Origin of the sequence: Salmonella sp. SAL00672 (assembly GCF_046552175.1) — a bacterium.
Lineage (GTDB): Bacteria > Pseudomonadota > Gammaproteobacteria > Enterobacterales > Enterobacteriaceae > Salmonella > Salmonella enterica.
Genome location: NZ_JBGDUQ010000003.1, coordinates 319,096 through 333,339, shown reverse-complemented (window position 1 = coordinate 333,339; position 14,244 = coordinate 319,096). Strand labels below are relative to the sequence as shown.

At 54.0% G+C, this 14,244-nt stretch carries 13 protein-coding genes; 10 read left to right on the top strand and 3 right to left on the bottom strand.

Going from position 1 to position 14,244, the window contains the following annotated elements:
• Positions 1-122 precede the first annotated feature (122 nt).
• From hupB to fadM, 4 genes are all read left to right on the top strand, one after another.
• Positions 123-413 carry a nucleoid-associated protein HU-beta gene (hupB, locus tag ACLJTG_RS11525; protein WP_254888479.1) on the top strand — a complete coding sequence of 97 codons (291 nt, stop codon included), beginning with the start codon at positions 123-125 and terminating at the stop codon, positions 411-413.
• 290 nt (positions 414-703) lie between these two features.
• On the top strand, positions 704-2,575 hold the full coding sequence (ppiD, locus tag ACLJTG_RS11520; protein WP_000969434.1) for a peptidylprolyl isomerase: 1,872 nt from the start codon (positions 704-706) through the stop codon (positions 2,573-2,575).
• A 149-nt stretch (positions 2,576-2,724) separates the two neighbouring features.
• Entirely contained in the window at positions 2,725-3,099 is a 375-nt protein-coding gene (locus tag ACLJTG_RS11515) for a helix-hairpin-helix domain-containing protein (protein WP_000680322.1), read from the top strand.
• A gap of 103 nt (positions 3,100-3,202) precedes the next feature.
• A complete protein-coding gene (fadM, locus tag ACLJTG_RS11510; RefSeq protein WP_001194543.1) occupies positions 3,203-3,601 on the top strand; it encodes a long-chain acyl-CoA thioesterase FadM in 399 nt (132 codons plus the stop codon).
• Positions 3,602-3,706: 105 nt separating this feature from the next.
• On the opposite strand, the gene queC is transcribed toward fadM, so the two are convergent.
• Entirely contained in the window at positions 3,707-4,402 is a 696-nt protein-coding gene (gene queC / locus ACLJTG_RS11505; protein WP_000817201.1) for a 7-cyano-7-deazaguanine synthase QueC, read from the bottom strand.
• Positions 4,403-4,466: 64 nt separating this feature from the next.
• Complete coding sequence (locus ACLJTG_RS11500; protein ID WP_001238163.1) at positions 4,467-6,167, bottom strand: SgrR family transcriptional regulator; 1,701 nt, start codon at positions 6,165-6,167, stop codon at positions 4,467-4,469.
• Between the two features lie 100 nt (positions 6,168-6,267).
• Between ACLJTG_RS11500 and cof the strand changes: the two genes are divergently transcribed.
• Entirely contained in the window at positions 6,268-7,086 is an 819-nt protein-coding gene (cof, locus tag ACLJTG_RS11495; RefSeq protein WP_000113030.1) for an HMP-PP phosphatase, read from the top strand.
• A 49-nt stretch (positions 7,087-7,135) separates the two neighbouring features.
• On the opposite strand, the gene cdsH is transcribed toward cof, so the two are convergent.
• The gene (gene cdsH / locus ACLJTG_RS11490; protein WP_000987849.1) at positions 7,136-8,191 is read right to left on the bottom strand and encodes a cysteine desulfhydrase; all 1,056 of its coding nucleotides are present in this window, start codon (positions 8,189-8,191) and stop codon (positions 7,136-7,138) included.
• A 112-nt stretch (positions 8,192-8,303) separates the two neighbouring features.
• On the opposite strand from cdsH, the gene decR reads away from it, so the two are divergent.
• The 5 genes from decR to amtB all read left to right on the top strand — a co-directional run bounded on the left by decR (position 8,304) and on the right by amtB (position 14,218).
• Positions 8,304-8,762: a DNA-binding transcriptional regulator DecR gene (gene decR / locus ACLJTG_RS11485; RefSeq protein WP_000884593.1), complete on the top strand. Its 459-nt coding sequence runs from the start codon at positions 8,304-8,306 to the stop codon at positions 8,760-8,762.
• A 40-nt stretch (positions 8,763-8,802) separates the two neighbouring features.
• Positions 8,803-10,575 carry a SmdA family multidrug ABC transporter permease/ATP-binding protein gene (locus ACLJTG_RS11480; RefSeq protein ID WP_001235572.1) on the top strand — a complete coding sequence of 591 codons (1,773 nt, stop codon included), beginning with the start codon at positions 8,803-8,805 and terminating at the stop codon, positions 10,573-10,575.
• Positions 10,568-12,349 carry a SmdB family multidrug efflux ABC transporter permease/ATP-binding protein gene (locus ACLJTG_RS11475; protein WP_001256078.1) on the top strand — a complete coding sequence of 594 codons (1,782 nt, stop codon included), beginning with the start codon at positions 10,568-10,570 and terminating at the stop codon, positions 12,347-12,349. The genes ACLJTG_RS11480 and ACLJTG_RS11475 overlap by 8 nt, the downstream gene beginning before the upstream one ends.
• Positions 12,350-12,561: 212 nt before the next feature.
• The gene (gene glnK / locus ACLJTG_RS11470; RefSeq protein WP_000780345.1) at positions 12,562-12,900 is read left to right on the top strand and encodes a P-II family nitrogen regulator; all 339 of its coding nucleotides are present in this window, start codon (positions 12,562-12,564) and stop codon (positions 12,898-12,900) included.
• Positions 12,901-12,931: 31 nt separating this feature from the next.
• Entirely contained in the window at positions 12,932-14,218 is a 1,287-nt protein-coding gene (amtB, locus tag ACLJTG_RS11465) for an ammonium transporter AmtB (protein WP_000684917.1), read from the top strand.
• The last annotated feature ends 26 nt before the right edge of the window (positions 14,219-14,244 follow it).

Below are 14,244 nucleotides of genomic sequence, written 5' to 3'. Positions count from 1 at the left end.
TGTATAGCTAATTTAGATGGTTGATTGGGTCTGCCACCATTAACGGGTGTTGTAAGGGCGTGGCAGGCCTGATATAACTGCTGCGCGGTCGTACTTCGAAGGATTCAGGTGCGATATAAATTATAAAGAGGAAGAGAAGAGTGAATAAATCTCAACTGATCGAAAAAATTGCTGCAGGGGCTGATATCTCTAAGGCTGCGGCTGGACGTGCGTTAGATGCGATTATTGCTTCTGTTACCGAATCTCTGAAAGAAGGGGATGACGTTGCACTGGTAGGCTTTGGTACTTTTGCTGTTAAAGAGCGTGCTGCCCGTACTGGTCGCAACCCGCAAACAGGTAAAGAGATCACCATCGCCGCTGCCAAAGTGCCGAGTTTCCGTGCAGGTAAAGCGCTGAAAGACGCGGTAAACTAAGCGTGATCCCCTCGGGGGATGTGACAAAGTACAAGGGCGCATCAACTGATGTGCCTTTTTTATTGGCGATTCGGGACTTTCTGTGCGTTGCGGGCTGACAATTGCCCTCGTTTCTTGTCACAATAGGCTTTTGTGCGCCGCGTTCAGAAAATGCGATGCGCGTGAAGTCTCTATACGCAAATCATTCAGGTTGCGTCGACGCGGCGACTGAGCGAATCACTCGGTAGCCAGCGGAGAAGCCGCCTGAAAGATAAAGTGTAAAGTCACCTACAGCGGAGTGTGGTTACACCATGATGGACAGCTTACGCACGGCTGCAAACAGTCTCGTGCTCAAGATTATTTTCGTTATCATTATCGTGTCGTTCATTTTGACCGGCGTTAGTGGTTACCTGATTGGCGGAAGCAATAACTACGCCGCAAAAGTGAATGGCCAGGAAATCAGCCGGGCACAGTTTGAGAATGCGTTTAACAACGAACGTAACCGTATGCAGCAGCAGTTGGGCGACAGGTATTCTGAACTGGCGGCCAACGAAGGTTATATGAAAAGCCTGCGCCAGCAGGTGCTGAATCGTCTGATAGATGAAGCGCTGTTGGATCAATATTCCCGCGAACTGAAACTGGGCATCAGCGATGAGCAGGTAAAGCAGGCGATTTTCGCCACTCCCGCTTTTCAGGTGGACGGTAAGTTTGACAACAACCGCTATAACGCGATTGTGAATCAGATGGGAATGACCGCCGATCAGTACGCTCAGGCGCTGCGTAACCAGCTTACCACTCAGCAACTGATCAACGGCGTGGCCGGTACTGATTTTATGCTGAAAGGGGAAACCGACGAACTGGCGGCATTAGTCTCTCAACAGCGCGTGGTGCGTGAAGCCGTTATTGATGTCAACGCGCTGGCGGCGAAGCAGCAGGTGACCGATCAGGAAGTGTCCAGCTACTACGATCAGAATAAAGTCCGCTTTATGACGCCGGAACAGTTCCGCGTAAGCTATATCAAGCTGGATGCCGCGACGATGCAGGCACCGGTCAGCGATGCGGATATTCAGGCCTATTATGACCAGCATGTAGATCAGTTTACTCAGCCGGAGCGTATTCGTTACAGCATTATTCAGACCAAAACGGAAGATGATGCGAAAGCGGTACTGGATGCGCTGAACAAGGGCGAAGATTTCGCCACGCTGGCGAAAGAGAAATCTACCGATATCATCTCTGCGCGTAATGGCGGCGATATGGGCTGGCTGGAAGAGTCTGCCACGGTGCCGGAACTGAAAAACGCCGGATTAAAAGAAAAAGGCCAGATATCTGGCGTGATTAAGTCGTCTGTCGGTTTTCTGGTGGCGCGTCTGGATGATATTCAGCCTGCCAAAGTGAAACCGTTAAGCGAGGTTCGCGACGACATTGCCGCGAAAGTGAAACAAGAAAAAGCGCTGGATGCTTACTATGCGTTGCAGCAGAAAGTGAGCGATGCGGCAAGCAACGACAATGAGTCGTTAGCAGGCGCTGAACAGGTCGCTGGCGTAAAAGCCGTTGAAACCGGCTGGTTTAGCCGTGACACCTTACCGGAAGAGCTGAACTTCAAACCGGTAGCCGATGCTATCTTTAATGGCGGTCTGGTGGGCGAAAACGGTACGCCGGGGCCGAATTCAGACATTATCACCGTGGATGGTGACCGGGCTTTTGTCGTACGCGTGAGCGAACATAAACCTGAAGCCGTGAAGCCGTTGGCAGAAGTGAAAGAACAGGTCACTGCCCTGGTGAAGCATAATAAAGCGGAACAACAGGCGAAGCTGGATGCGGAAAAACTGCTGGTCGAGCTGAAAGCGGGCAAAGGCGCGGAAGCGATGAAAGCGGCGGGGCTGAGTTTTGGCGAGCCTAAAACGTTAAGTCGTACCAGTCAGGATCCGGTGAGTCAGGCGGCCTTTGCGTTAAGCCTTCCGACGAAAGATAAGCCAGTTTATGGCGTGGCGAACGATATGCAGGGTAACGTCGTTCTGCTGGCGTTTGACGAGGTGAAAGCGGGCGCCATGCCGGAAGCGCAGAAAAAAGCGATGGTGCAGGGCATCACGCAGAACAATGCGCAAATTGTCTTTGAGGCGCTGATGAGCAATCTGCGTAAAGAGGCGAAAATCAAAATCGGCGACGCTCTGGAACAGCAGTAATCGTCGAGGCGCTTCGCAAAAAATTGCAAAACGTTGTATCCCACAAAGGCCGCTTTCGCGGCCTTTTCCATTTCTGAGAATTGCCGTTTGTTCGTTTTTCTCCGCCCCGCTATCGTGGCTGCACTGTTAACAAACAAGGAGAAAACAGTATGAAACACGGAATTAAAGCACTGCTTATTACGCTTTCTTTAACCTGCGCGGGCATGGCCCATAGCGCGCTGGCGGCGACGCCTGTCGCAAAAAATGCAGCGGTGGAAACAAAAGCGGATACGCCTTCTTCATCCTCCGCCAAAGCGGCATTACCTGCTAAAGCCAGCGATGATGAAGGTACCAGGGTGAGCATTAATACCGCGTCTGCGGAGGATCTGGCGCGGGTGATGAACGGCGTTGGGCTGAAAAAAGCGCAGGCTATTGTGAGCTATCGGGAGGAGTATGGTCCTTTTAAAACGGTGGATGATTTAAAGCAGGTGCCGGGAATGGGAAGCGCGCTGGTGGAGCGTAATCTGGCAGTTTTAACATTGTAATCACTTGCACAGTGGCCAAAATTTGCCAGACTGTAGAGGTCATACCAGTTATGACCTCTGTACTTGTCGTTTACTTATAACAACAACGTAAGGTTATTGCGCTATGCAAACACAAATCAAAGTTCGTGGATATCATCTTGATGTTTATCAACATGTTAATAATGCCCGCTATCTGGAGTTTCTGGAAGAAGCCCGTTGGGATGGTCTGGAAAACAGCGACAGCTTTCAGTGGATGACGGCCCGCAATATTGCCTTTGTGGTGGTAAACATCAATATAAATTACCGTCGCCCGGCGGTATTGAGCGATCTATTGACCGTGACCAGCCAGGTACAACAGCTTAACGGTAAAAGCGGCGTATTAAGCCAGACGATTACGCTGGAGCCAGAAGGGCAGGTGGTGGCCGATGCGCTCATCACGTTTGTTTGTATTGATTTAAAAACGCAAAAAGCGCTGCCGCTGGAAGGCGAATTGCGTGAAAAGCTGGAACAGATGGTGCAATAACGCTTCGCAGTCTGATGGCGTTGAACTTGTCCGGCCTGGAGATATTGACCATGGTGAATATCGCCAGGCCGGATAAGGTGCGTGCGCCGCCATCCGGCAAAACAATCACCTTAACCCGGTTTTTTGCTTCATTGCCGCCATCACCGCCGCTTTATTCGACAGATAATGATTCAGGCCGTTAGCGCGCAGATTACAGGCTGCGCAATGACCACAGCCATCGCCTTTAATGCCGTTATAGCAGGTCAGCGTCTCTTCGCGAACCAAATCCAGTTGGCCCCAATAATCGGCCAGCGCCCAGGTTTCAGCTTTATCAATCCACATTAAGGGCGTTTCGAAACGGATATCTTTCGCCATGCCCAGATTCACCGCGTGATTCAGCGCTTTGACGAACTCATCGCGACAGTCTGGATAGCCGGAAAAATCGGTCTCGCAAACGCCAGTGATCACCGCTTCGGCTTTAACCTGATAAGCGTAAATCGCCGCCAGCGTCAGAAAGAGAATATTGCGTCCCGGTACGAAAGTATTGGGGATACCGTCAGCGTTCGGTTCATAGTCCGGCACCGGAATGCTATCCCGCGTCAGGCTGCTGACCGCCAGTTCGTTCAGCAAAGTGACATCCAGCACTTTATGCGCGCGTGCGCCAAGTTTTAACGCCAGCGCCCGCGCGACATCAATCTCTGCGCGGTGGCGCTGACCATAATCAAACGTGACACAATGCACTTCATCATACTGATGCCGCGCTTGCGCCAGACAAGTGGTGGAGTCCTGACCTCCACTAAATACAACAACGGCGCGTTTCATAGTTATCCTGATCAATGACGAAAGCCAATATGGTAACGCGTACGGATAATCCCGACCAGCTTCTTCACGGCGAAGGCGGCGGAAGCCAGGCTTCGCTAAATTCAAACCAGCCGCGAGGGGTGAGTCGAACGCCGTTAACGCCCGGTGGGGCGCTGATGCGATAGTGATAATTAAATAGTGGCGTAAGTGTGGCGTCATCCATCAGGTTAGCAAAAACTTGTTGTAGCGCGGCGCGGCGATCTTTTTCATTGGGCTGAATTTGCAGAGCGTCAAGCGTAGCCTGCAGATGGGAAAACGCAGGCGCGTCCAGGACATGTGACCAGATCTGATCGCAACGTAGCCACTGCTCCAGCGTATATTCCGGCGCTTCGCCGATCAGCCTGTCGCCCATCATCAGATCCGCTTGCGCCAACGCAGGGCAGTTATCCCAGTTTTTGGCATTATGAAAAATCAACGTTAACTCACAGCCGAGCGTCGCCAGGTAATGTCGAAGCTGTTCCGCCATCGTATGCAGCTCTACGGGAAGGTGATACGCCAGGGTAAGTTTTTTCGGCAATGGCGTTTCATCAACGTCCTGCCATTGCGGGATTGTCCAGCCGGGTAGCAGCCCCTGACTTGGCATAATCAAGTTCTCATCTACCGGCAAGGTTTTCAGCAGCGAAGTATGATGGATAATATGTATCAGACGCCGCGCCTGCTGTACGTTGAGCCGTGAGCCCTTTTTGAGGGTTAAATAACAAAAGCCCAGGCTGATACCACTACTTACCTGACTCAGCGTCGCCAGCTCTTCCGGTTTGCCGATGGCAATCTGCACCGGATGGCGGCAACTGGTGCCCAGATCCTGGGCAAACAGTTGCGGGGTGATCCAGAATTCAATCGCTTTCAGCAGCGGATGGCTGAGGTGATAATGGTCATGACTTTCCAGACGCACCAGTTCCGGCGTGAACAACGCCAGGCGAAAAGGACCGGTGCCGATAAGCGGCAGGTCAGGATGCGCCAGACCGCTACAATAGCTCGCCAGACGATGCGCCAGCCAGTAATCAGGTCGGTGAAGGAGAAAGGTCAGGCACTGAGGATGCGTTACTTCGATCCGTGCGACGCTAATAAACAATTTGCTTAGCGCCGGTAGGGTAAGCAGCCTTTCCAGGCGTTCGTGTAGCTGCGCGGTATCCACCGCATCGCCATTATGCCAGTGCAGCGTGGAGCGAATATAAAAATCCCAGCGTAAACCGTCGGCGGAAACCTCCCAGTGATGCGCCAAATCCCCGCAAGGATATTGACTGTCGCGGTCGAAGCGCGTTAACCCGGAAAAAACTTGCCCTGCGAGATGCTGTTCCGCGCGGCCTGGCAGGAAACCCGGCTGCAGCGGATCAAGCGGACGATAGTAGGGAATACGCAATGTCGGCGTATCGTTTTGCCATTGGCCGCCCATAAAAGGCTGGAGCATCGCCCGTAACTCGCCCGGCGCCAGCTGCGCCAGTTCCAGTACGTTGAGCTGCTGCCCTTTTTCCAGCGCCTGTTCCATCATGGCGGTGCGGAGCGATTCCGGCGTGACCAGAAACTGGAGCCGTCCACGTTTCCCGCGCCCGGACTGCGCCTCCCATCTTAGCCAACCCGCCTGCTGGGCCTGACGCAGCAGCGTTCGCAGATGGCGCTCGCTACAAAAACAGCGTTCGGCCAGTTCGCTAACGGTGACATGTTGCGTTTCCCCGGCGGAAGGCTGCCAGAGGCGTTGATATTGATTAAGCCGATTCAGTAGCCTCATAGAAACCCGGAACACTTCCTTTTATCTGTTCACTATTACTTCCGTATATCTCAGGTAATACTGAACAACAAGTTAACCGCGTCACAGTGTGGAGAAAGAGATGGCCCGTCTGGCAGCATTTGATATGGATGGCACGTTATTAATGCCCGATCACCATTTGGGTAGAGAAACGATCGCCACGCTGGCGCGTCTGCGCGAACGCGATATCACCCTGACATTCGCTACGGGTCGTCATGTGCTGGAAATGCGGCATATTCTGGGGACGCTTTCACTGGATGCTTATCTTATTACCGGTAACGGGACGCGAATTCACTCGCTGGAAGGCGACGTGCTGCATCGTCAGGATCTCGATCCTCAGGTTGCCGATACGGTGATGCACCATGCCTGGGATACCCGAGCCAGTATGCATGTGTTTAATGACAACGGCTGGTTTACAGGCCAGGAGATCCCCGCGCTACTCCAGGCGCACGTCTACAGCGGCTTTCGTTATCAGGTTATCGATATAAAAAGTATTCCGGCCCATCAGGTGACGAAGATCTGTTTTTGCGGCGATCATGACGATCTGATCCGTTTGCGCATTCAGCTCAATGAGGCGCTGGAAGAACGCGCGCACCTCTGTTTCTCTGCCGTCGACTGCCTGGAAGTGCTACCGCTGGGGTGCAATAAAGGATCGGCGCTGGCGGTATTGAGCAACCATTTAGGGCTTTCACTGGCAGATTGCATGGCGTTTGGCGACGCGATGAACGATCGGGAAATGCTGGGCAGCGTCGGGCGGGGGCTCATTATGGGCAATGCCATGCCGCAGCTTATCGCCGCGCTGCCACACCTTTCGGTTATCGGACATTGTGGTAATCAAGCGGTATCACACTTTTTGACGCATTGGCTGGACAATCCGCATCTACCTTATTCCCCCGAATGAGAGATCTCTTCCAGCAAGCCAGACATTCAGTCTGGCTTTTTTTTGGTTTCTAGTCGCCGGTAAGTAATTTTGCGATGGCCGCTGACCACGGCGTCAAATCGCCGATATGGTCGCTAACCCAGGCCGGATGGTAATAGGTATCCAGATAGCGATCGCCGCTATCGCACAATAACGTCACGATAGCGCCGGTTTCTCCAGCCTCGCGCATCCGGGCCGCTAGCTGCAGCGCTCCCCACATATTCGTGCCGGTAGAGGCGCCGACTTTACGGCCTAGCTGCGTTTCCAGCCAGTGTGCGGTGGCAACGCTGGCGGCGTCCGGCACGCGCAGCATCTCATCCACGACATCCGGAATAAAAGAAGGCTCTACTCGCGGACGACCAATTCCTTCAATTTTACTGCCTACCGGGCTGCGTAATGAAGCGTCGCGATCCTGCCAGTAAGGTAAAAAGACGGAATTTTCCGGATCCACCACCATGAGCTGAGTATCATAGCCCTGGCAGCGAATATAGCGCCCAATCGTCGCAGAGGTTCCGCCCGTTCCGGCGCTCATGACGATAAATCGCGGTACTGGATGGGGTTCGTTGCGCATCTGGCGGAAAATACTGTCGGCAATATTATTGTTGCCCCGCCAGTCGGTAGCTCGTTCTGCGTAGGTAAACTGGTCCATATAGTGACCGTTCAGTTCATGCGCCAGCCGCTCGGAGGCGGCATAAATTTCGCAGGCGCTCTCCACAAAATGACAGTGGCCGCCGTAAAATTGAATCTGTTCGATTTTACGTTTTGCGGTACAGGCGGGCATGACGGCGATGAACGGCAGTCCCAGTAAACGCGCGAACCAGGCTTCGGAAATCGCCGTTGAGCCTGATGACGCTTCAATAATCGGAGTGCCTTCTTTAATCCAGCCATTGCACAGCCCATAAAGGAACAGCGAGCGCGCCAGACGATGCTTGAGGCTACCGGTGGGATGCGTGCTTTCGTCTTTCAGGTAAAGCTGGATACCTGGAAATGCCGACAGGGGCAAACGAATAAGATGCGTATCCGCCGAGCGCTGGTGGTCAGCGTTAATTTCATTAATGGCATTTTTAACCCAATTGCTACTCATCATTAATATCCATTTATCATTTTGTGCCAAGAGTAGCGAAAAGTACGGAAAAAATTGTTGCTATTTGACCTTTAAATTACAATGTAAGGAGAAAAATATTCTCTATGGAGTGGGTATGTTAGATAAAATTGACCGTAAACTGCTTTGCTTATTGCAGCAGGACTGTACCCTCTCTTTGCAGGCGCTGGCGGATGCCGTTAATCTGACGACAACGCCTTGCTGGAAGCGGCTTAAACGCCTGGAAGATGACGGTATCCTGCTTGGCAGGGTCGCGCTGCTGGACCCGGAAAAACTGGGCCTGGGATTAACCGCTTTTGTGTTGATAAAAACGCAGCACCACAGCAGTGAATGGTACTGTCGGTTCGTGACCGTCGTCTCTGAGATGCCGGAAGTGCTTGGCTTCTGGCGGATGGCGGGGGAATACGACTATCTGATGCGAGTTCAGGTGGCCGACATGAAGCGGTATGACGACTTCTATAAACGTCTGGTCAATAGCGTCCCAGGACTGTCAGACGTCACCTCCAGTTTTGCGATGGAACAGATTAAGTACACCACCTCTCTGCCCATTGAATAATTCTCCCGGTATTGCCGGAAATCATATCAGGAAATAACGCGTGCGATTATTTGCTCAATTAAGCTGGTACTTTCGCCGGGAATGGCGTCGCTATCTTGGCGCGGTAGCTCTGCTTATGCTTATTGCGATGCTTCAGCTGATCCCGCCCAAAGTGGTGGGGATTGTCGTGGATGGCGTAACCGCACAGCAGTTTACTCCAGGCCGAATAGCGATGTGGATTGGCACCATTGCCCTGATCGCCGTAGTGGTCTATTTGTTGCGCTATGTCTGGCGCGTGCTGCTATTTGGCGCCTCTTATCAATTAGCCGTTGAACTGCGTGAAGATTATTATCGCCAGCTGAGTCGTCAGCATCCTGAATTTTATCAGCGCCATCGGACGGGCGATCTTATCGCGCGCGCGACGAATGATGTGGATCGCGTCGTATTTGCGGCGGGCGAGGGCGTTCTGACGCTGGTTGACTCGCTGGTAATGGGCTGCGCGGTACTGATTGTCATGTCGACGCAAATTAGCTGGCAGCTAACGCTATTAGCGCTGTTGCCAATGCCGATTATGGCGCTGATGATCAAACGTTACGGCGATCGGCTGCATGATTATTTCAAACTGGCGCAGGCCGCCTTCTCCAGCCTGAACGATCGCACGCAGGAGAGTCTGACCAGCATCCGCATGATCAAAGCGTTTGGTCTGGAGGATCGCCAGTCTTCGCTGTTTGCGGCGGATGCCGAAGATACCGGCAAGAAAAATATGCGCGTGGCGCGTATTGACGCGCGTTTTGATCCAACCATTTACATCGCCATTGGCATGGCGAACCTGCTTGCGATTAGCGGCGGAAGCTGGATGGTGGTTAACGGCAGCCTGACGCTGGGCGAACTCACCAGCTTTATGATGTATCTGGGGTTGATGATTTGGCCGATGCTGGCGCTGGCCTGGATGTTTAATATCGTGGAGCGGGGTAGCGCCGCATACAGCCGCATCCGCGCCATGCTGGCGGAAGCGCCGGTAGTTAAGGATGGCGAAGAGCCGGTCCCGGCGGGGCGCGGCGAACTGACGGCGGCCATTCGTGAGTTTTGCTATCCGCAAACGACGCATCCGGCGCTGGAGAATGTGAACTTTCGTCTTAAACCGGGTCAGATGCTGGGGATATGCGGTCCGACCGGCGCGGGGAAAAGCACAATATTGTCGCTTATCCAGCGCCATTTTGATGTGACGCAGGGAGAGATCCGATTCCATGACATGCCGTTGACGCATCTGCAACTGGATAGCTGGCGTAGCCGACTGGCGGTCGTCAGCCAGACGCCGTTTTTGTTCTCGGACTCTATTGCCAATAATATTGCGCTCGGACGCCCGGAGGCGACTCAGGAGGAGATTGAACAGGTGGCGCGTTTAGCCAGCGTACATGAGGATATTCTCCGCTTGCCTCAGGGCTACGACACGCAGGTAGGTGAACGTGGCGTCATGTTATCGGGAGGGCAAAAACAGCGTATCTCGATTGCCAGAGCGCTACTGTTGAATGCGGAAATTCTGCTTCTTGATGATGCGCTCTCAGCAGTAGATGGCCGCACGGAGCATCAGATTTTGCATAATTTGCGCCAGTGGGGCGAAGGGCGTACGGTCATCATCAGCGCGCATCGTTTATCCGCGCTGACCGACGCCAATGAAATTATCGTTATGCAACATGGTCATGTTGTTCAGCGCGGCGATCACGATCAACTGGCGCAGCAGATTGGCTGGTATCGCGATATGTATCGCTATCAGCAACTGGAGGCCGCTCTGGATGACGCGCCGGAACGCGGCGAGGAGGCGGTGAATGCGTAGTTTTGGACAGCTATGGCCGACGCTGAAACGGTTGCTGGCGTATGGCTCGCCATGGCGAAAACCGCTCTCTGTCGCGGTGATGATGCTGTGGATTGCGGCGGCGGCGGAGGTTAGCGGTCCGCTGCTGATCAGCTATTTCATTGATAACATGGTGGCCCGCCACCATTTACCGTTGGGCAAGGTCGCGGGGCTGGCGGCCGCCTATGTGGGGCTACAATTTCTGGCGGCGGGTCTGCATTACGCCCAGTCTTTATTATTTAACCGGGCGGCCGTTGGCGTGGTTCAGTCCTTGCGCACGGACGTCATGGATGCCGCCTTGCGCCAGCCGCTAAGCGCCTTCGACACACAGCCTGTCGGACAATTAATTTCACGCGTGACCAACGATACGGAAGTCATCCGCGATCTGTACGTCACGGTCGTCGCAACGGTATTACGTAGCGCGGCGTTGATCGGCGCCATGCTGGTCGCCATGTTCAGCCTTGACTGGCGGATGGCGCTGGTGGCGATTTTGATTTTTCCGGCGGTATTGACCGTGATGGTCATTTATCAGCGCTACAGCACGCCGATTGTACGCCGCGTGCGGGCATACCTGGCGGATATTAACGACGGCTTTAACGAAATCATCAACGGGATGAGCGTAATTCAGCAGTTTCGCCAGCAGGCGCGCTTCGGCGAACGCATGGGCGAGGCCAGCCGCTCGCACTACATGGCGCGGATGCAGACGCTACGCTTAGACGGCTTTTTATTGCGTCCGCTGCTTAGCCTCTTTTCCGCGCTCATTTTATGCGGTTTGTTGATGCTTTTCAGCTTTACGTCTGCCGGCACGATTGAGGTCGGGGTGCTGTATGCGTTCATTAGCTATTTGTCACGTCTGAACGAGCCGCTCATTGAACTGACCACCCAGCAATCCATGCTACAGCAGGCGGTTGTGGCGGGAGAGCGTGTTTTTGAACTGATGGATCGCCCGCGCCAGCGCTATGGCAGCGACGACAGGCCGTTACAAAGCGGGGCGATTGATATTGATCATCTGTCGTTTGCTTACCGCGACGATAATCTTGTTTTACAGGACATTACGCTATCAGTACCGTCCCGTAGCTTTGTGGCGCTGGTGGGGCACACCGGCAGCGGGAAGAGTACGCTCGCCAGCTTATTAATGGGGTATTACCCCCTGACACAAGGCGAAATTCGGCTGGATGGGCGAGAAATCGCCTCTCTTAATCATCGCGTTTTACGCCAGGGCGTGGCGATGGTTCAACAGGACCCGGTAGTGATGGCGGATACTTTTCTGGCTAATGTGACGCTGGGGCGCGATGTCTCCGAGGCGCAGGTGTGGCAGGCGCTGGAAACGGTACAACTGGCAGACCTGGCGCGCGGCCTGAGCGACGGGCTGCATACGCATCTCGGCGAGCAGGGAAATACGCTGTCCGTCGGGCAAAAACAGCTATTGGCGCTGGCGCGCGTGCTGGTTGACGCCCCGCAAATATTAATTCTTGATGAAGCGACGGCCAGCATCGATTCCGGCACTGAGCAGGCGATACAGCAGGCGCTGGCGGCGATTCGCGAGCGCACCACGCTGGTGGTTATTGCCCATCGGCTATCGACAATCGTGGAGGCGGATACCATTCTGGTTCTCCATCGCGGCCAGGCGGTGGAGCGCGGGACGCATCAACAATTGCTGGCGGCGCAAGGGCGCTACTGGCAAATGTATCAATTACAGTTAGTTGGCGAGGAGTTAGCCGCCAGCGTACACGAAGAACCCGGCCCTGCAGCGTAAGGTTTGGCGCCACAGGGCAAAGCCTCGCCCATTATGCACCGTCGTGGTGCGTTTTTCTTTCCCTGCTTCGATTTTGGGGCGCGTCAATATAAAGACGCGCCGCTAACCGCGCTTTTCCTCGCTCGCCAGCTTCTGGCACATCCTTTGCAATATCCATTCTGAAGAGTCCATGCGCGGCGGCAGCCGTTACCTAATTCTGACTGGAGGGTTCTATGAAGCTGGTTACCGTGATTATCAAACCGTTCAAGCTGGAGGACGTGCGGGAGGCGCTTTCTTCCATGGGCATTCAGGGACTGACCGTCACCGAAGTGAAAGGGTTTGGCCGTCAGAAAGGACACGCCGAACTGTATCGCGGCGCGGAGTACAGCGTGAATTTCCTGCCGAAGGTCAAAATTGATGTGGCTATCGCCGACGACCAACTGGAAGAGGTGATCGATATCATCAGTAAAGCGGCTTACACCGGAAAAATTGGCGACGGCAAAATTTTCGTCGCGGAGCTCATGCGCGTTATTCGGATTCGTACCGGCGAAGCTGACGAAGCAGCGCTGTAAGACCCGCCACACAGCAACAGGAAATGAAAAAATGAAGATAGCGATGATAAAAACCACACTGGCTTCACTGGCGCTGCTGCCTGGGCTAACGATAGCCGCGCCGGCGGTTGCCGATAAAGCGGATAGTGCTTTTATGATGATTTGCACCGCGCTGGTGCTGTTCATGACGATACCGGGTATCGCGCTGTTTTACGGCGGATTAATTCGCGCTAAGAACGTGCTGTCAATGTTAACGCAAGTGACCGTCACCTTTGCGCTGGTCTGTATTTTATGGGTGGTGTACGGCTATTCGCTGGCTTTTGGCGAAGGGAATCATTTCTTCGGTAATACCGATGGGGCGATGTTGAAGAATATTGCGTTGACGGCGGTAACGGGGACGATTTATCAGTATATTCATGTCGCGTTTCAGGGATCTTTCGCCTGTATTACCGTCGGGCTGATTGTCGGTGCGCTGGCGGAGCGTATTCGTTTTTCGGCGGTACTGATTTTTGTCGTGGTGTGGTTCACGCTCTCTTATATTCCGATTGCGCACATGGTGTGGGGCGGCGGCCTGCTGGCTGCTCACGGCGCGCTGGATTTTGCTGGTGGTACAGTGGTGCATATTAACGCCGCTATCGCTGGGCTGGTGGGGGCTTATTTAATTGGCAAACGCGTCGGCTTTGGGAAGGAAGCATTTAAACCCCATAACCTGCCGATGGTCTTTACCGGTACTGCGATTCTGTATATCGGCTGGTTTGGATTTAACGCGGGTTCTGCCGGTAGCGCAAACGAGATAGCAGCGCTGGCCTTTGTGAACACCGTGGTGGCGACCGCCGCCGCGATTCTGGGGTGGATTATCGGCGAGTGGACGCTACGCGGTAAGCCTTCCCTGCTGGGAGCGTGTTCCGGCGCGATTGCCGGTCTGGTCGGCGTGACGCCAGCCTGTGGCTATGTTGGCGTTGGCGGCGCGCTGGTTATCGGCGTTATTGCGGGTCTGGCGGGATTGTGGGGAGTCACCATGCTTAAACGTCTGTTACGGGTAGATGATCCGTGCGACGTATTTGGCGTTCACGGCGTTTGCGGAATAGTCGGCTGTATCCTGACCGGCGTTTTTGCCGCCAGTTCGCTGGGCGGCGTTGGCTTTGTCGACGGCGTTACGATGGGACATCAGGTGATGGTACAGCTGGAAAGTATTGCTATTACGGTCGTCTGGTCCGGCGTTGTCGCGTTTGTTGGTTACAAACTGGCGGATATCCTTGTTGGACTGCGTGTACCGGAAGAGCAGGAGCGCGAGGGGCTGGATGTGAACAGTCACGGCGAGAATGCGTATAACGCGTGATTGCGCAACATGCCTGATGGCGCTGC